The sequence below is a fragment of the Bacillus paranthracis genome, from assembly GCF_001883995.1.
Lineage (GTDB): Bacteria > Bacillota > Bacilli > Bacillales > Bacillaceae_G > Bacillus_A > Bacillus_A paranthracis.
Map to the genome: position 1 here is coordinate 85,765 of NZ_MACE01000022.1, position 18,551 is coordinate 104,315.

General features: G+C 37.2%; 14 protein-coding genes and 1 tRNA gene. All 15 read right to left on the minus strand.

Going from position 1 to position 18,551, the window contains the following annotated elements; translation table 11 throughout:
• Positions 1 to 6 precede the first annotated feature (6 nt).
• The 15 genes from BAQ46_RS11145 to BAQ46_RS11215 all read right to left on the minus strand — a co-directional run bounded on the left by BAQ46_RS11145 (position 7) and on the right by BAQ46_RS11215 (position 18,551).
• Positions 7 to 573: a DUF4256 domain-containing protein gene (locus BAQ46_RS11145; RefSeq protein ID WP_071741930.1), complete on the minus strand. Its 567-nt coding sequence runs from the start codon at positions 571 to 573 to the stop codon at positions 7 to 9.
• A gap of 118 nt (positions 574 to 691) precedes the next feature.
• Positions 692 to 2,656: a S9 family peptidase gene (locus BAQ46_RS11150; RefSeq protein ID WP_071741931.1), complete on the minus strand. Its 1,965-nt coding sequence runs from the start codon at positions 2,654 to 2,656 to the stop codon at positions 692 to 694.
• Positions 2,657 to 2,969: 313 nt separating this feature from the next.
• Positions 2,970 to 4,379: an NADP-dependent phosphogluconate dehydrogenase gene (gene gndA / locus BAQ46_RS11155; RefSeq protein WP_000413557.1), complete on the minus strand. Its 1,410-nt coding sequence runs from the start codon at positions 4,377 to 4,379 to the stop codon at positions 2,970 to 2,972.
• A gap of 264 nt (positions 4,380 to 4,643) precedes the next feature.
• The gene (gene gntP / locus BAQ46_RS11160) at positions 4,644 to 5,990 is read right to left on the minus strand and encodes a gluconate permease GntP (RefSeq protein WP_001131723.1); all 1,347 of its coding nucleotides are present in this window, start codon (positions 5,988 to 5,990) and stop codon (positions 4,644 to 4,646) included.
• A gap of 119 nt (positions 5,991 to 6,109) precedes the next feature.
• Positions 6,110 to 7,645 carry a gluconokinase gene (gene gntK, locus BAQ46_RS11165; protein WP_071741932.1) on the minus strand — a complete coding sequence of 512 codons (1,536 nt, stop codon included), beginning with the start codon at positions 7,643 to 7,645 and terminating at the stop codon, positions 6,110 to 6,112.
• Positions 7,638 to 8,369, minus strand: coding sequence for a gluconate operon transcriptional repressor GntR (gene gntR, locus BAQ46_RS11170; protein ID WP_000167471.1), 732 nt, complete (start codon positions 8,367 to 8,369; stop codon positions 7,638 to 7,640). The genes gntK and gntR overlap by 8 nt, the downstream gene beginning before the upstream one ends.
• Before the next feature lie 407 nt (positions 8,370 to 8,776).
• A complete protein-coding gene (locus BAQ46_RS11175) occupies positions 8,777 to 9,586 on the minus strand; it encodes an alpha/beta fold hydrolase (protein ID WP_061130842.1) in 810 nt (269 codons plus the stop codon).
• 357 nt (positions 9,587 to 9,943) lie between these two features.
• Positions 9,944 to 11,746: a glutamine--fructose-6-phosphate transaminase (isomerizing) gene (gene glmS / locus BAQ46_RS11180; RefSeq protein ID WP_000334168.1), complete on the minus strand. Its 1,803-nt coding sequence runs from the start codon at positions 11,744 to 11,746 to the stop codon at positions 9,944 to 9,946.
• A 12-nt stretch (positions 11,747 to 11,758) separates the two neighbouring features.
• Positions 11,759 to 11,944: a hypothetical protein gene (locus tag BAQ46_RS11185; protein WP_001208183.1), complete on the minus strand. Its 186-nt coding sequence runs from the start codon at positions 11,942 to 11,944 to the stop codon at positions 11,759 to 11,761.
• Positions 11,945 to 12,230: 286 nt separating this feature from the next.
• Complete coding sequence (glmM, locus tag BAQ46_RS11190; protein WP_000521474.1) at positions 12,231 to 13,577, minus strand: phosphoglucosamine mutase; 1,347 nt, start codon at positions 13,575 to 13,577, stop codon at positions 12,231 to 12,233.
• Entirely contained in the window at positions 13,570 to 15,051 is a 1,482-nt protein-coding gene (locus BAQ46_RS11195) for a CdaR family protein (protein WP_071741933.1), read from the minus strand. Before BAQ46_RS11195 ends, glmM begins: the two co-directional genes overlap by 8 nt.
• Positions 15,044 to 15,865, minus strand: coding sequence for a diadenylate cyclase CdaA (gene cdaA, locus BAQ46_RS11200; protein ID WP_001115701.1), 822 nt, complete (start codon positions 15,863 to 15,865; stop codon positions 15,044 to 15,046). Before cdaA ends, BAQ46_RS11195 begins: the two co-directional genes overlap by 8 nt.
• Positions 15,866 to 16,113: 248 nt before the next feature.
• Positions 16,114 to 17,007 carry an arginase gene (gene rocF / locus BAQ46_RS11205; RefSeq protein WP_071741934.1) on the minus strand — a complete coding sequence of 298 codons (894 nt, stop codon included), beginning with the start codon at positions 17,005 to 17,007 and terminating at the stop codon, positions 16,114 to 16,116.
• Positions 17,008 to 17,216: 209 nt separating this feature from the next.
• Entirely contained in the window at positions 17,217 to 18,362 is a 1,146-nt protein-coding gene (locus BAQ46_RS11210) for a glycerate kinase (RefSeq protein ID WP_061130838.1), read from the minus strand.
• A gap of 117 nt (positions 18,363 to 18,479) precedes the next feature.
• Positions 18,480 to 18,551: transfer RNA gene (locus BAQ46_RS11215), tRNA-Ala, on the minus strand.

Sequence of the window (18,551 nt, forward strand, 5' to 3'; positions counted from 1 at the left end):
CCAAATTTAAACTCTTAACGAGCCACGAAAACCTCTGGCAGCATAATAAGAGTCTGCTCCATTGTGGTACACGAAAACATGTCCGAAGCGATAATCGCAAAATAACGCACCACCGAGTTCTCTAATATCTGAAGGTGTTTGTACCCAGCTTGATGATTTCATATCAAAATCTCCAAGTTGTTGTAACTCTCGATATTGTTCTTCAGTTAATAGTTCAATACCCATAGCGGCTGCCACATCAATAGCGTTATTTTCTGGTTTATGCTTCTTTCTTGATTCTAACGCTTCAAGATCATAACAAAGGCTTCTACGACCTTTAGGACTCTCCTTTGAACAATCATAGAAAGTATACTCGTCCTTCTCTTTGTCATATCCAACAACATCCGGCTCACCGCCTGTTACTTCCATTTCATTAAGTGACCATAATTTTTCAGCATTAGCTTCTATCTTCGCTTCAACTTTAGCCCATTCAAGACCTTCATGGCGGTTCATGTTTTTCTCAAAACGGGCTTGTAATACTTTTATTAGTTCTTCACGTTGTTCTACAGATAACTCATTTTTATTCTCTGTCATATTCGTCCTCCGAATTAAGCTTCCTTATAACCACTTAAATCTTCTCAATAATGGTTTACTTGCAGTTTACAACAATCTGGCCCAGTTGCACAACGAATAATCCCTGTGCGGATATCCATTATATAGTACTAAAATCCTCCATACTTTCTCCAAGAATATAATGTGAAAACCACATCAAGTTCTGCTTCATAATAGCCACATGAACTCCTGGTTGGTCAGAACTATATGCCATTTCTTTAAATATAATTAGTTCTGTATCAACTTCCATATCTCTTAATCCTTCATATAACTCATATGCATTTGTAACTGGAATTCTTGCATCCTTTTCGCCATGTTGAATTAACGTAGGCGTACAAGCTGATTTAATATACGTCATTGGTGATGTTTTCGTATATATATCTGGATCATTCCATGGAGTATTTCCTAAATGCATCCTAATGAAGTAAGGGATATCTGTATTTACGTAATGAGTAATCCAGTTCGTAATTCCGCCCCCAACTGAAATCGCCTTAAATCTGCTACTAAATGTAGCACAGAAAGCTGATATATATCCTCCGTTACTCCATCCCATAACTCCTACTCTATCTTTATCTACCATCCCTTGATCAACTAGCTTATCCACCCCTGATATAACATCATCGTAATCAGCAAGTCCTTGTTTTCTGTAGTTCGCTTTTAAAAATTCATTGCCATAACCAGAACTTTCTCTATAGTTTGGCTCTAAAACGATAAAGCCTTTTTCAACAAACTGTTCAATCGGATATTTCTCATTGAAGCAGTCTGAAAATATCGGAAAAGATGCCCAAGCCGGACCTCCGTGAATTACTACTAATAAAGGATATTTTTTATTTGAGTCAAACTCTACTGGTCTTGATAAAACACCCTCTATTGTAAGACCATCACTACTTTGCCATGAGATGATTTCCCTGTTGCTTTTAAGCTTCCCTTCGAAAAAGCTATTTTCATTCGTTATTTTTTTATCGTCCAAATAGATTTCAAAGGTCTCATTTGTTATAGCTTTACTATAGGTTATATGATTTCCATCCTTTGTTATAGAAGCATCCATTATAAAACCATCTACGTTGTCACTTAATACTTCCATAGTGCCCTCTTCAGCTAGTAATCCAATACGATAATTCGTTTTATCCTGCCATCTAATTAAAATCCCTTTAGCTGTCCACTGTAATGGCATAACCGTACTATCAAAGTTTGTTAAGGGCTGAAGTACCTCTCCAGTATTCATATCATATATCTCTAATGTACTCTCTTGTATATGGTTTCTATAATACTCCTTCTCTCTTATGCTTGCTGAGTAACATATTTTGTTGCCCTCAGGAGAAAAGCAAACGCTCCCGCCCAACAACCTATCTACATTCATCTTTTGTAGTTCCTCAGCTTCAACATCTAATATGTATAGATCGCCATTCATATAATCGTTTAGGCTTGGTGTAGCCATACATACAACTTTTTTCCCATCATTTGAAATATCAAAGTCATGGATATAAAAATCCTTACCATCAGTTAATTGATAAACACCGTTAATCTCTCGTTCCTCTTTATCATTTTGTATCACTTTTTCTATTTCAACGTAGCATAAACAATTATTTTGATGTTCCTTACCTACATGTTGAAAATCTCCATATAGCTCCTTACGTTTCTTTATTTCCTCACATTCTTTTGACTGTGTAATATAATAAAAACCTTTACCGGTAGGATCCCATTTAAAATTACTGATTCCCTCTTTCTCATCAGTAATTTTAACCTTACTATAGTCGTCTAGTGACTTAACAAAGATCTGATTTTTCATATCCCCGTCACCACCTGAGCTAAGGTAAGCAATGCTCTTAGAATCTGGAGACCATAATGGATGTATACTATCTATATCTCCAGTTGTCAGTGGATAACTCTTCCCTTTACCTTTTTCATATATCCATACATAATTTCTATATGTATTGTCTTTCCAATTAGCTGTCCTCTTAACAAATGCTACATTTTTGCCATCGTCGCTTATATTAGTACTTGATAAGGTTGGTAATGAAATAACCTCTTCTATACTTAAATATGTTTTTTCACTCACTTTCATCCATATGCCCCCTTGCAATGTCCATAAATCTCTCTTCCCTTTTTGTCATAATAAAGGAAATTGTTCACGGCTACTTAAAATAGTAACGGAAAATTCAGATAAGTAAAAGTGAAGTTGATAAAGTAAAACTTTAATCTATAGAGTTCTATCCACTCAAATTAAAGATTATGTGGTTTTCATCTAAATGGGAAAAATAAACGCATTTTGATTCATACATTCGTTTAAAGTGAACTTCCATCAGTGGGAGCCTTATAGCCTACGAATTGTGGAATAAAAAATGGACTAAGAATTTAATCTTAGTCCATTTTTTATTTTATATCCATTTTGTATGGAATGTACCTTCTTTATCTACTCGTTTATACGTATGCGCTCCAAAATAATCGCGTTGCGCTTGCAACAAGTTTGCAGGTAGTTTGGCAGTACGATAGCTGTCATAATAAGAAATTGCTGCTGAAAATGCAGGTATCGGAATGCCCTGTTGCACCGCCATTGAGATAATTTGGCGTAATCCACCTTGATATGACTCTACAATTTCTTTAAAGTATGGATCAAGTAAAAGGTTCGGTAGGTCAGTGTTAGTCTCATAAGCCTCTTTAATGTTCTGTAAAAAGGCAGCACGGATAATACACCCGCCTCTCCAAAGCATAGAAATGCTGCCAAAATCAAGGTTCCAATCATATTCCTCAGAAGCTGCCTTCAATTGCGTGAATCCTTGTGCATAAGAACAAATTTTACTCATATATAAAGCTTGGCGCACCGCTTCAATTAATTCGGCTTTTTCAACTCCAATTGCCGTTTTATCTTTAGGTCCAGATAAAACTTTGCTTGCGTTCACACGCTCTTCTTTTAAAGCAGAAATGCAACGTGCAAATACAGATTCCGTGATAATAGGCAGAGAGATACCTAAATCAAGTGCGCTTTGGCTTGTCCATTTCCCTGTACCCTTTTGTCCTGCAGTATCAAGAATAACATCCACTAATGGCTTACCAGTTTCTTCATCTTTCTTCTTGAAAATATCGGCTGTAATCTCAATTAGATAGCTGTTCAGTTCACCTTTATTCCATTCAGCAAATATTTCATGGAACTCTTCTGCAGTCAAATCTAGTGTTTGTTTCAAGAAGAAATATGCTTCACAAATTAATTGCATATCTCCATACTCAATACCATTATGAACCATCTTTACATAGTGTCCTGCCCCATTAGGTCCGATATAAGAACAGCAAGGCTCGTTATTCACTTTTGCAGAGATGTTTTCAAGCATATCCTTTACTTTTTCGTATGCATCCTTCTGTCCGCCTGGCATAATAGATGGTCCCTTCAATGCACCCTCTTCGCCGCCTGACACACCTGCCCCGATGAAATTGATTCCTTCTTCGGCAAGACGTTTGTTTCGGCGAATTGTATCGACAAAGTATGTATTACCACCGTCAATTAAAATATCACCTTTATCGAGGTGAGGGACTAGAGAATCAATCGCTTTATCTGTAATTTCCCCCGCATTAACCATTAATAAAATCTTTCTAGGCGATTCAAGTGAGTTAACAAACTCTTCAACTATATGAGTACCAACTAAGTTTTTACCACGGTTTTCCTCAATGGTTTCATCAACTTTTTCCTTTGAAATATCATATAGGGCAACAGAATACCCTTTGCTCTCAAAGTTAAGTGCGAGGCTTTTTCCCATAACGCCCACACCAACAACTCCAATTTGTAACTTTTCCATATTCTATCGTTCCTTTCCATGTATGTTACTCTGTATTATAGTATATATACCTAAAATAACACTTTAATCAAATAATCCAACTTTTTCATTTCAATAGGCTCTGCCAGTATTCGTGCAAAAGGTTAAAGGGACACGGCACATCACTATCAAGTTAAAAAATAAAGAGAAATTTTCATCCTTATTAATCAATCATGAAAAATAACTGGTTAATTATGAAAAATCACATTAAACAGCTTCCGTATCCCTTTTACTGTTTAGAAAGATCTATACAAATAAACTTAATAATAAAGTAAACCCTAATCCGGCTACAGAAACGATAGTCTCAAGTAAAGTCCATGTTGCAAATGTTTCTTTCATGCTTAAACCAAAGTACTCTTTGAACATCCAGAAACCAGCATCGTTCACGTGTGAAGCAATTAAACTACCAGCCCCTGTTGCAAGGACAACTAAAGCAAGGTTAACATCAGATTGGCCTAACATCGGAATCACTAAACCGACAGTTGTTAATGCAGCAACCGTAGCAGATCCCAATGAAATACGTAAGATGGCAGCGATAATCCATGCGAGCAAGATCGGTGATAAGGAAGTTCCTTTGAATAATTCGGCTACATAGTTACCAACGCCGCCATCAATTAATACTTGTTTGAAAGCGCCGCCTCCACCAATAATTAAGAGCATCATCCCAATATTCGAGATCGCTGTTGTACAAGATTCCATCACGTTTTTGATTGGAATATTTCTTGCCAATCCCATTGTATAGATCGCAACTAGTAAGGATATCAACATGGCAGTATCCGCATTCCCAATAAACTCGATCGTTGCTAGTAAACTATTATCTTTGAATCCCATTGTTTTTTGCAACAAAGTAATAATTGTAGCGACTGCCATTAAAAGAACAGGCAGTAAAGCGGTAAAAACACTGATTCCAAAACCAGGAGTTTCTTCAAGTTTAAATACTTTCTGCTCACCCAATGATTGTATATTACCGGTTTTTGTGAACGCCTCAGGTACTAGTTTTTTTGCAAGTTTAGTAAATACAGGTCCAGCTAACACAACCGTTGGAACCGCTATCATAAAACCGTAAAGTAATACTTCACCGATGTTTGCATGCAATTCACCAGCGATAGCAGTTGGTCCTGGGTGTGGTGGTAAAAATCCGTGTGTTACAGATAAAGCAGCTGCCATCGAAATACCGAGATATAAGATAGAAACTTTTAATTCTCTTGAAATTGCAAATACAATCGGAATTAATAATACTAATCCTACTTCAAAAAATAATGCAATCCCGATAATAAATGAGGCAGTCACAACAGCCCATTGAATGTTCTTTTCACCAAATTTTTTCACAAGGGTCATGGCAATGCGTTGTGCACCCCCAGAATCTGAAAGCAACTTACCTAACATCGCACCAAGTCCAAAAACGAGCGCTAAGTGCCCAAGTGTTCCGCCTAATCCCGCTTCAATGGTTTTAAAAATCTTTTCTGGTGGCATTCCAAGTGCTAACGCAACCCCGACGGATACAATGATTAATGAAATAAAGGTATTTAATTTAAAGCGCATAATCAGTAAAAGTAATGCTAAAATCCCAATTGCTACAATGACTAATGGCATCGTAGTTCCCCCCTAATCTTAGCTGTATTTGTATTTATCCCGCTATTCGTGGGCAGTAAGGCCCCCACCACCTCGAGATTTAGATAGAAGCGAGGCGTGGGAGATTACTGATGAAAGTTTTACTTTATTAAATTTCTTTGATAATTTGCAATTCGTGTATAATCATCTTCTAACGCCCTTGATAGGTTAATAAATATAGGCAGTAATTGTCTGTATTCTTTTGTTGCTTCTTCTTTCGGTGTATGTTTGTAGGTACTACCAACCATTTCGGAAACGATTTCAAAAGAATCAATTTTTCCTGTGGCATAGAGACCTAATATACATGCACCTAGACAAGAGCTTTCGTAGCTCTTTGGAACAACGACTTCAGATGCAAAAATATCGGACATCATCTGTCGCCAAACGTCAGACCTTGCGAAACCGCCTGTTGCTTGAATACGAGTTACAGGACCATCCATACATTCTGTTAATGCTAAAAATACAGTGTATAAATTATATATAACACCTTCTAAAGCTGCACGAATCATATGTTCCTTCTTATGTGACATCGTTAAACCGAAGAAGGAGCCACGTACATCTGGATTCCATAATGGTGCACGTTCCCCTGCGAGGTACGGATGGAATAATAATCCGTCTGCACCAGGTCTCACGCGTTCTGCTATTTTAGTTAATACATCGTATGGATCAATTCCTAGTCTTTTCGCAGTTTCTACTTCTGATGAAGCAAGTTCATCACGAATCCAGCGAAGGACCATCCCTCCATTGTTTACTGGTCCACCAATTACCCAATGCTTTTCTGTTAAGGCATAACAAAATATTCTTCCTTTTGTATCTGTTTGTGGTTTATCAATGATGGTCCGAATAGCACCACTTGTTCCAATTGTGACAGCAATCTCCCCTTTCCGAATTGCATTCACACCTAGATTAGAAAGCACCCCATCACTAGCACCAATGACAAACGATGTTTGGGAATCGATACCAATCTTTTGGGCTAAATCTGGATTGCAGTTGCTGAATATTTTGGTGGTTGGTACGAGTTTAGATAATTGAGCTGATGTTATACCAGCAATTTTTAAAGCTTCCTCATCCCAATCTAGCGTTTTTAAGTTCATCATACCCATGCACGAGGCGATGGAATGATCAACAACATATTGATCAAAGAATTTTTTGAAGATATATTCTTTAATTCCAATATATTTTTTCGTTCTAATCGCAATTTCCGGATGGGCATTCACAATCCATGTAATTTTACTTAATGGTGACATTGGGTGAATAGGTGTTCCTGTTCGTCTATAAACTGCATGGCCATTCAATTCATCTTTGATTTTATGTGCCCATGCCTCACTACGATTATCTGCCCAAGTGATACAAGGTGTCAGCGGCTGATCATTTTCATCCATAGCAATGACACTATGCATAGCACTGCTAAATGAAATAAACGATGGTTTTTTATCTGAATGCTGTTTCGTTATATTTGATATCGCTTGTAAAACAGCTTGGAAAATCTCTTCTGGATCTTGTTCCGCTGTGGATATATCCGGTGTGCGAAGTGGATAACCAATATTCTCGGTTTGAATGACTTCGCCTTTTTCAGTAAATAAAACTGCTTTCGTACTTGTTGTACCGATATCTATACCTAACATATAGCTACTCATGTCCTTGCTCAACTCCTTTAGATAACATTTGTTGTGACATCCAGAGGTCTTCGACTTTCCCTTGAACATCATCAAAGTTTTGATGTAAGGCCTTAATCATGAGGGCTCGATCTTTTGATTCGATTGCTTTTATATAAAGCTCATGATTTTTAATAATCCGTTCAAAATCTTCGTACTTTTCCTTGAAACGAGTACGCATTGATAAAAGGATTAAGCTTTCCATAACGGGCTTTAAATTATTCCAAATCATCAGGATGTAGGAATGCTCAATGGTTCGAATAATCGTTTCATGGAATAAGAGATCTTGATAAGAAAATTCATCAGAATCATGATACTTAATGGCGATTTTCATCATTTCCATTATTTTATTTAGTTCTCTTACTAAATCATTTGTGTCCATCTTTCCAAGTCGCTCAAAGATAAACGTTTCTATAAGTAAACGAACATCATATATTTCTTCAATTTCTTTCTCGGTTAAACCAATGACAACTGCGCCCATTCTTTCTAAGCGAATAATATTTTCAGAAGCTAGTAATTTTAATGCTTCACGAACGGGTGACCGACTTACAGAAAAATCGGCAGCTATTTTATTTTCTGACAGGATGGTACCGCTTTCAATCGCACCTGCAATAATGCGCATTCTCAATTCGCTCGCAACACGATCACCTGTAGAAGCTTTTGAAAGCCATTTTTCAGGATAAAGAAATTCCATTGATTTCGTCATAAATCCACCTCGTGTTAATCAAGTATACTTGTATACAAGTATTATAACTCGGATTTTTAATTATGCAAGCGCTTTTATTGTTCGCGTTGGTTCTATTAGAGGAAAGCACATAATTATTAAGCTAACAAATCAAGTCACCCCAAAACTATTATTGTTGATAAAGAAGATTTAGGAAATGGAAAACTAAACAAGTGGTATGAAAGACAAATAATTATAGAATCTATGTAAAAAGAAGCAGCTACCTTTAAATGGAGAGGTAGCTGCTTTTTTAGTTGTTCATATTCTGCTGATGCTTTGAAATTAATTTAGACATATAGACAAAACCCTAAATTACGTATTGTCTTGTAACTCCATGAATATCTATTCGCGCTATTGTGTTTATACACTGCTCATTGATAGTTTCCCGATTAATTCTCAATAACATCATGTAACCTCTCAGCAAACTCTTTATGATGCACTGTGTTATAACCCACATGATGTCCTGGAAACTCTGCGAATTCTGTTCCGAGGTGTTCTGCTAAGTTGAATGCGCAATGATAAGGAAAAGTTTCTCTTGAAATACTTCCACCAGCTGGACGTACCTGTATCGATGCAGGTTTTAATAGGGACTTTAACGCATCGATATTTAAAGTATAGCTGAGAATTCCCGGGATTTCATACTCAGTGAAATACATCGAATTGCCAAGTAGTCGCTCTGTTAGCATATCCTTCGATGGTTCGGAATTACTATCATCAATATTTGACAATAACTTCATGACCTCACTTTGATGATTCCCTTTAAGGTCTTCCATGAAATTTATAGCCTGCTTCAACTCATTTTCAGATAAAAGTTGTAATAAAACCGGTTCGTGTGGAATTAGTAACTGTACCTGCTCAGGATGACGTATGCACAAATCAAGTCCGATAACAGCACCAGAACTACTTCCGAATACATAAGCCGGTTCTTTGGTCAGATTAGCTAGCAACCGATGAGCATCTTCGCTATGCGTGTGCACATGGTAATCCTCATTTTTATTGACGAGATTGCTACGGGAATGACCACGACGATCGTAAGTAACAACGGTATACCATTTAGCAAGATGGTCGGCGACATTATGGAACTTGTCGGCATCACCACCCCCACCATGAATCAAAAGAAGAATTGGACCCGAGCCACGCACCTCATAATAGATGCTTGCTCCAATTACTTGCAATGTTCCGTTTTTTACTATACTCATTTGTACATTCTTCCTTTCTTTTGTCATCTCCCTTAACATTACATGATTGGTGAATGATATAAAATGCAGGAAATAACTAAGAAACAAATTCACCATAAGAAAAAGCAATGTGTAGCTTTAAAATAAAGTTTGATTAAAAATACTGTGTTAAACCGTATTCTATGATGAATAAAAAGAAACCATTTTGAAAGAGTCTAATCAAAATGGTTTCTTATCCAACAGGTTTATGTTTTATAAAAAGGTTTGATCATAGCTTATTTACAATTCTTTGATTAAAGAGATAAAGCATCGCACCTTTTTTATAAACGTCTTAACTTTATTTCAAAACTACAATATATTTACTAACCTACTAATCTCCTACTCAACCGTAACAGACTTAGCTAAGTTACGTGGCTTATCAACGTCACACTCGCGGTGAAGTGCTGCGTAGTATGAGATAAGTTGTAATGGAATAACTGCTACTAGCGGTGCTAGTGCTTCGTGTACAGCTGGTAATACGAAGCTGTCACCTTCCATTTCTAAGCCTTTCATTGAGATGATACATGGGTTAGCTCCGCGTGCTACTACTTCTTTCACGTTACCACGAATTCCAAGGTTTACGTGTTCTTGTGTAGCAAGTGCGATAACTGGTGTACCGTTTTCGATTAAAGCGATTGTACCGTGTTTTAATTCTCCTCCAGCAAATCCTTCTGCTTGGATGTAAGAGATTTCTTTTAGCTTTAACGCTCCTTCTAATCCTACGTAGAAGTCTACGCTACGTCCGATGAAGAAACAGTTACGAGTTGTTGCTAAAAATTGTTTTGCTAATGCGTCCATTTCTTCTTTTTGATCACAAAGTTGTACCATTGCATTTGCTACAAGTCCTAGTTCGTGTGTTAAGTCAAAACCAAGAACTTCACCTTTTGCTTTAGCAATATCTGCAGCTAAAATTGAAAGTACTGCAAGCTGTGCTGTGTAAGCTTTCGTTGATGCAACGGCAATTTCTGGTCCCGCGTATAACGGAAGTGTATAATCCGCTTCACGAGAAAGTGTAGAACCAGGTACGTTTGTAATTGTTAATGCTTTATGACCCATTTCATTTGTTTGTACAAGTACTGCACGGCTATCAGCTGTTTCACCACTTTGTGAAATGTAAATGAAGAATGGTCTTTCTGTTAATAATGGCATGTTATAAGAGAATTCACTTGCTACATGCACTTCAACTGGCATTTTTGCAAACTTCTCGATAAATTGTTTTCCAACAAGACCTGCATGATAACTTGTTCCACATGCAATGATGTAAATACGATCGCTATCTAAAATCGCATTGCGGATGTCTTGATCTAATTCAATCTCGCCATTTTCATCTTGGTACTTTTGAATTATATTACGGATAACAAGTGGTTGCTCATCGATTTCTTTAAGCATGAAATGAGGGTATGTTCCTTTTTCAATATCACTTGCGTCTAATTCCGCTGTAAACGGTGCACGTTCAATCGTTTCACCTTGTAAGTTTTTAATTGTAATACTTTCTTTCGTTACAATTACAATTTCTTTATCCATTAATTCAATAAATTGATCTGTAACTTGTAACATCGCCATAGCGTCGCTCGCCACAACATTAAAGTTGTCACCAACACCTACTAATAGCGGGCTTTTGTTTTTAGCAACATAAATCATGTTTGGATTTTCAGCATCAAGTAATCCGATTGCATAAGAGCCATGTAAAAGAGATAGCGTATTACGGAACGCTTCTTCTACACTTAGTCCTGTGCTCACTTGTTGTTCCATAAGCTGTACGATAACCTCTGTATCCGTTTCACTTACGAACGTGACATCTTGTAAATATTCCTTCTTCACTAACTCATAGTTTTCAATTACACCGTTATGAACTAGTGTAAAACGCTTTGATGTACTTTGATGCGGATGCGCGTTTACTTTGCTCGGAACACCATGTGTAGCCCAGCGTGTGTGACCGATCCCCACGCTTGTTGCTACGTTCTCATCTACGATTTCGCGAAGTTTTGCAATACGGCCTTTTTCTTTGTATACAACAACACCGTTCTCTGCTTGTACTGCAATACCTGCTGAATCATATCCACGATATTCTAGCTTTTCTAAACCTTTTAATAAAATTTCCTTTGCATCTTGCTCTCCAATAAATCCTACGATTCCACACATGTTTAGTCGCCGTTACAAATGCTTACACTGCTCTGCGAACATGTAACGACATAGTCCGATACCATTTTTATTTATACTAAAAAACGGATTACATATTGCTAGCCCTGTAAGCTTGTAACGGCTTTCACCTTCCTCTCGATTGGGTTTAAGTCCGTATATACTTATACAGCTAGTTTGTATCCGTTCCTTTTCTCTCATCACACTTTCACCTTTGTCCACTAAGTCACCTTAATGATTTAAGTAAAAGCTTGCGGTTGTGATGAACAACCGGGAGCCATCCGCCGAAATCTCGATAAACCCCACCTCGTCAACTACACTACTTGTAGTTCTGGCGCTTCTATAATTTACAATATTTCCTTTGAGAAAAAGAACAAGACCATCTTATAACAAACATGGATAAACCGTCAATGAAAATTTTTTCACCATCTATAAAACATATGAAAAAGGAGCACTTATTGTGCTCCTTTTCAATAAATTTATTAAATTATTCAGCGCCAACTTCCGCTTTCACAACTTCTACAATGCGATGTACATATGCATCACAAACTTCTTGTGTTGGTGCTTCTGCCATTACACGAATAAGTGGTTCTGTTCCAGATGGACGAACAAGAATGCGGCCATCACCATTCATTTCTTCCTCTACAACACGAATAATTTCTTTAATTTTTTCGTTTTCTAGTGCTAGTTTTTTATCTGTTACACGAACGTTTACTAGCAATTGCGGGAATTTTGTCATTTCTCCTGCAAGCTCAGATAATGGTTTTTTCGTCATTTTCATAATGTTTACAAGTTGAAGTGCACTTAACATTCCATCACCAGTTGTAATGTAATCAAGTAAGATAATATGGCCTGATTGTTCTCCACCTAAGTTGTAACCTCCGCGCTTCATTTCTTCCATTACGTAGCGGTCACCAACTGCTGTTTTATCACTTGTAATACCGTTAGCTTCAAGTGCTTTGTAGAAACCTAAGTTACTCATAACTGTTGAAACAACTGTATTATGCTTTAGTTGACCAGTTTCTTTCATGTACTTTGCACAAATAAACATAATTTGATCGCCATCAACAATGTTTCCTTTTTCATCTACAGCGATTAAACGGTCACCATCACCATCGAAAGCAAGACCAATATCAGCACCTTTTTCTTTTACTAATTCAGCTAATACTTCTGGATGCGTAGAACCTACTCCATCGTTAATGTTCATACCGTTTGGTGAAGTTCCCATTGTTGAAATATCAGCTTCTAAATCAGCAAATAAGTACGGAGCTAAAGAAGACGTAGCACCATGCGCACAATCTAAAGCGATATGTAAACCTGAGAAATCTTCCTCTACAGTTTGTTTAATGTATTGTAAATACTTTTGTCCACCTTCAAAATAATCACTCACTTGCCCAAGGTTCGTACCTGTTGGACGTGGTAATTCATCCACTTCTTTGTCTAATAAAGCTTCAATTTCTGCTTCTTGCTCATCTGTTAATTTAAAACCGTCTGAACCGAAGAATTTAATTCCGTTATCTTGTACTGGATTATGAGATGCAGAAATCATAACACCAGCTTGTGCATCTAACGCTTTCGTTAAATAAGCAACACCTGGTGTAGAAATAACACCAAGACGCATTACTTCTGCTCCAGTTGATAATAGACCTGCTACTAAAGCTCCTTCTAACATATGTCCTGATATACGTGTATCACGGCCGATAATTACTTTTGGACGGTCTGTATCTTTTGTTAATACATAACCACCAAAACGTCCAATTTTGAACGCTAATTCAGGTGTTAACTCCTTATTCGCAACCCCGCGTACTCCATCTGTACCAAAATATTTACCCATTATGATTCGCTCCTTTTTCTGGCTCTTTTTGATTATCTACTGTTGGCTCTTGGCTAGTTTCTTTATCTTCATTTTGTTCCGATTCCTTCTCCTTTTCCTTTTCTGGATCAGGCTTAGGTTCAGGTTCAGGATTTTTTGGTTTTTCAGTTTGATTATCTTTATTATTATTTGAATTTGGTTGCTCACCGTTACCCTGTACTTCTTTATCGGGATTTTCTTTCTTCACAATTGTAACTTTAGCACTTTTTTGTTTTGGCTCTATTGAAATATTACCAGGGCCACTCACTTGAATAGCAACATCCTTCGTCCCAGGAGACACATTTTGTAGATTAATCACTGCTGTTATTTGAGCAGCTGTTATTTTATCTACTATACTTGTTTCTCCTGAAATATCAACGCTTATCTTCCCATCTTGCGGCGAAAGTAACTGGGCCGTAACGTCTTTAGAAAGTCCATTTTTTTGAATTGATATACCATCAATCGTTCTTGTTTTCGTTTGTTTTGTTTTTTGTACGCCTACTGAAACCTTTACTTGATTTGGCTTCGCACTTGTTACACCCTTTGGTAATAAAACAGAGGTATCGAATGTTGTAGACTCTGTCAATTGACTAAGATCTACTTCGACCCCCTCTATCGATTGTATATTATCCAATATATCTTTTGGACCTGCTATCGTTACTTCTCTCGGCTCAACGCTAATATTTGTAACGGCCAATCCTTCCGGTAAACTCCCCTTTTTCGTATATGTTATAGGAACAGTTTTTTCAGTATTATTGGCCGTAGCTTGCGTCGCCACATTCAACGTTACACTAATTTTAGATGGACTTGTTCTTACATTTAAACGTTTTCCTTCTTTATTGTATAATGTAACTTCGGCTGTTTTTGTAACAGTTTTATTAACACCTTTTAAATCAACATACGCCTTAGCAGATGAAATACTTTCAATTTCTTCTTTCGTCCCAACTACCTCAACCGTATCAGGTTTAATGTTTGATTTTTCGAGAGTAGCACCAGCTGGCATTTGATCCTCATTTGATAATTTCAAGTCTACATGAACATATTTTCTCGCTTTTTCATGAAGAGTAATTTTAATTGTTGATGGCTGAACTGTTCCTTTCACATCATCTGGAAGTCCATTCGTTTTCAAAGAAACTTCATACGTTCCTTTTTCGCTACCTCTCAAATCAACTGGTATATCAAATTGTTTTTTCGCTTTTGCCGTAGCAACTGCTGCTTTTGGACCCTCTAACTTCACCTTAACGCCCTCTGCCGGAATACCACTTACAATATATTTCTCTTCATCATACTTAACGTTAATAGCATAATTAGTTAATGTTTCTTTCGCATCATTTGCAAAAGGTAGTATCCCCGATGTCGTATTTTTTTCAGTTAAAGTCGCTGACATAAAAAGCATACACGCCAATAGTAATGAGATCCCCTTTAAAAACCAATGATTCTCCATTAACTTATCCATGACGCTTTCTCCTCCAATTCCATAAAGACGAAGAAGTCGTTTTTTCGTTCGCACTAAATTCAGATAACAACATATCTTTCAGTTGTTCTGTCTTCAAATCACGATGCAACTTACCATTTTTCGTTAAAGAAATTTGGCCTGTTTCTTCCGACACAACTACTGTAATACTATCAGTAACTTCACTAACTCCCATTGCAGCGCGATGCCTAGTTCCTAACTCTTTAGAAATAAATGGACTTTCCGATAACGGAAGATAGCAAGCTGCTGCTTTAATGGTACTTCCTTGCATAATTACTGCTCCATCGTGAAGAGGTGTGTTTGGAATGAAAATATTAATGAGTAATTCCGATGATACGTTTGCATTTAGCGGAATACCCGTTTCTACATAATCACCCATACCGGTCTCTTTTGACAAGGTAATTAATGCACCAATTCTACGTTTCCCCATATATTCCGTTGCTTTCGCTATCGCTGTTGCAACCATTTCAGGCTCATCATCCTCATGAGTTCCAGTACGCGAAAATAAACTCCCGCGTCCTAGCTGCTCAAGCGCTCTTCGCAATTCTGGCTGGAAAATAATAATAACGGCTAAAAATCCCCACGTTAATACTTGTTCAGTTAGCCAATATAGCGTTCGCAATTCAAGAAAAATACTGATCATCCGAACGACAATAATAACTGTAATCCCTTTTAAAAGTTGAACAGCTTTCGTCCCTCGGATTATGAGAATTAGCTTATATATAATAAACCATACAACGGCAATATCTAATGCCGTACTAAGATATTTCAAAATGGTCGTATCTTCAAAAGGCATGCTAACCCTTCCTCCTACTTACGAGCAATTCTATCCATATATTGAAATATTGTTTTATGCTCTATCTGTATGTATTTCCAACAACTAGTTAATTATACCATACATGAAACAAACGACAATTACAAACAACCCCCTTTAGTCTAAATTGGTAAGATGTCAAACATTCTTATCGTACAGTATAATATAAATCATTATTATACGCCTATTTTCAAATAAAAAAAGCAACTTCTCAGTTGCTTTTCTTACATTTATTTTAGTTTTTCACCGAATAAAGAACCCATTAAAGCAACCGCTGTTGTTGCCGTTCTATTTCGCTCATCTAAAATCGTATTTACCTCAACAAACTCGGCAGATGTAACAATATCAGCTTCCGCTAACATCTCCATTGCTAAATGACTTTCACGATAAGATAAGCCACCAATTACAGGTGTTCCAACTCCTGGTGCATCGTGAGGATCAAGACCATCTAAATCTAATGATAAATGCACACCATCAGTATGAGATAAATACGCGATTGTTTCTTCCATAACAGCCGTCATACCCATACGATCAATCTCGTGCATTGAAAATACTTTAATACCTTCATTTCGAATAAAGTCTTTTTCTCCTTCATCTAATGCACGTGCACCGATAATTACGACATTCTCTTTTTTCACCTTTGGATATGCCCCGTATAAATCTACAAGCGTGGGATGTCCATACCCTAAACTTGCTGCAAGTGACATACCGTGAATATTTCCAGATGGTGAAGTTTCTTCTGTATTTAAATCACCATGTGCATCATACCAAATAACACCTAGGTTTTTATAATGTTTCGCAACACCAGCTAATGTACCAATAGCGATACTATGATCGCCACCTAATACAAGTGGAAAACGCCCTTCTTCTATAATATGATCCACCTTACTTGCTAATTCGTTACATACAGTTGCAACTTGTGTAAGGTTTCTTAAGCTTGTATTTACATCTACTTCTTTTTCTCTCTCTATACATATATCTCCCATATCTTTAACGTCATATCCAATTCCTTCAATTCTTTCAATTACACCTGCATAACGGATTGCGCTCGGTCCCATATCAACGCCACGACGCATCTGGCCTAAATCCATTGGAACTCCAATAACTGAAATTTCTTTTTTCATAGATAGTATCCCCCTTTTGTGCCTTCACTAAATATTTTAAATCTTTTATATACTCTGACTCAACTCGACATTTTTCTGTATGGATATACAAATTATTCACTTATATTTGCTTCAAAATCAAAATGTTAAGACTATTCTATGTATAAAGTTAACATAATGAAACAACTACCATCATTATTATTAGATAATAATAAAAAACACTCCCGCATTTAGAAGTGTTTTTCTGATGCTATTTTCCACACTGCTGCAATATTCTTTGCTGTCATTTCGATATTCTCTTCTGCTACTTTATATGCCTCCTCTAATGTCATCGGACTTGTTGTAATACTAAATACTGCATCAATTCCTTTTTCATGAACAGCCGAATAATTCAGAGATACCGATCCCCCAATAGCAATGACAGGAATATGAAAATGCTTTGCACGCTCCGCAACACCTACTGGGGCCTTTCCATATGCTGTTTGTTCATCTATTCTCCCTTCGCCAGTTATAATTAAATCTGCACCTTCTATATGCTTATCAAAATTTGTATAATCTAATACAATTTCAATTCCTCTCCGCAAGTTTCCCTTTAGCACTGCAATAACAGCTGCTCCCATACCTCCTGCAGCTCCTGCACCAGGTATTTTAGATACGTCGCAAGATAGGTATTGTTTAAGGATATGCGCATAATGCTTTAAATTCTCATCCAGCTCTTTCATCATCTCTTCATCCGCACCCTTTTGTCGTCCAAATACGAAAGATGCTCCTCTTATTCCAACTAACGGATTATCTACATCACATGCTGCTTCTATCTTTATATGCTTTAAACGGGAATCCATTTGTGAAAAATCAATAGAGACAATCGAATGTAACGTTCCACCAGATGGCTCTATTACTTCTCCTTTTCCATTTATGAACTTGACTCCTAAAGCTGACAACATACCCGCTCCTCCATCATTTGTAGCACTTCCTCCAAGTCCTAAAATGATATGCTCAGCTCCTTCGTCTAGCGCATGTAGTATAAGTTCTCCTGTTCCTTTCGTCGTCGTAATAAGTGGGTTTCGTTTTTTAGCCGGAACATGTTGTAAGCCTGATGCTGCTGCCATTTCAATAAACGCTGTCTTTTTATCTTTAGACATACCGTAAAAAGCTTGTATACTCTCTCTAAGTGGTCCTGTCACATGAAATGATATAATCCTCCCGCTTGTGGCATCAACAAGGGAATCAACCGTTCCTTCCCCTCCATCTCCAATTGGTATTTTTACATACTCTGCTTTAGGGAAAATTGCTCCAAAACCTCTTTCAATGGCCTCACATACTTCTATAGCTTTTAAGCTTTCTTTATATGAATCAGATGCAATAACAACTTTCATAATTATCCCCCACCCTTTATTTTCACGTTTTCTCCATTTTAAATGACAAGTATGAAAGTTGTCTTTTCAAACACAAAAAAAAGCTTACATCATATGATGTAAGCTTTCTCTATTAGATGGAGCCTAGCGGGATCGAACCGCTGACCTCCTGCGTGCAAGGCAGGCGCTCTCCCAGCTGAGCTAAGGCCC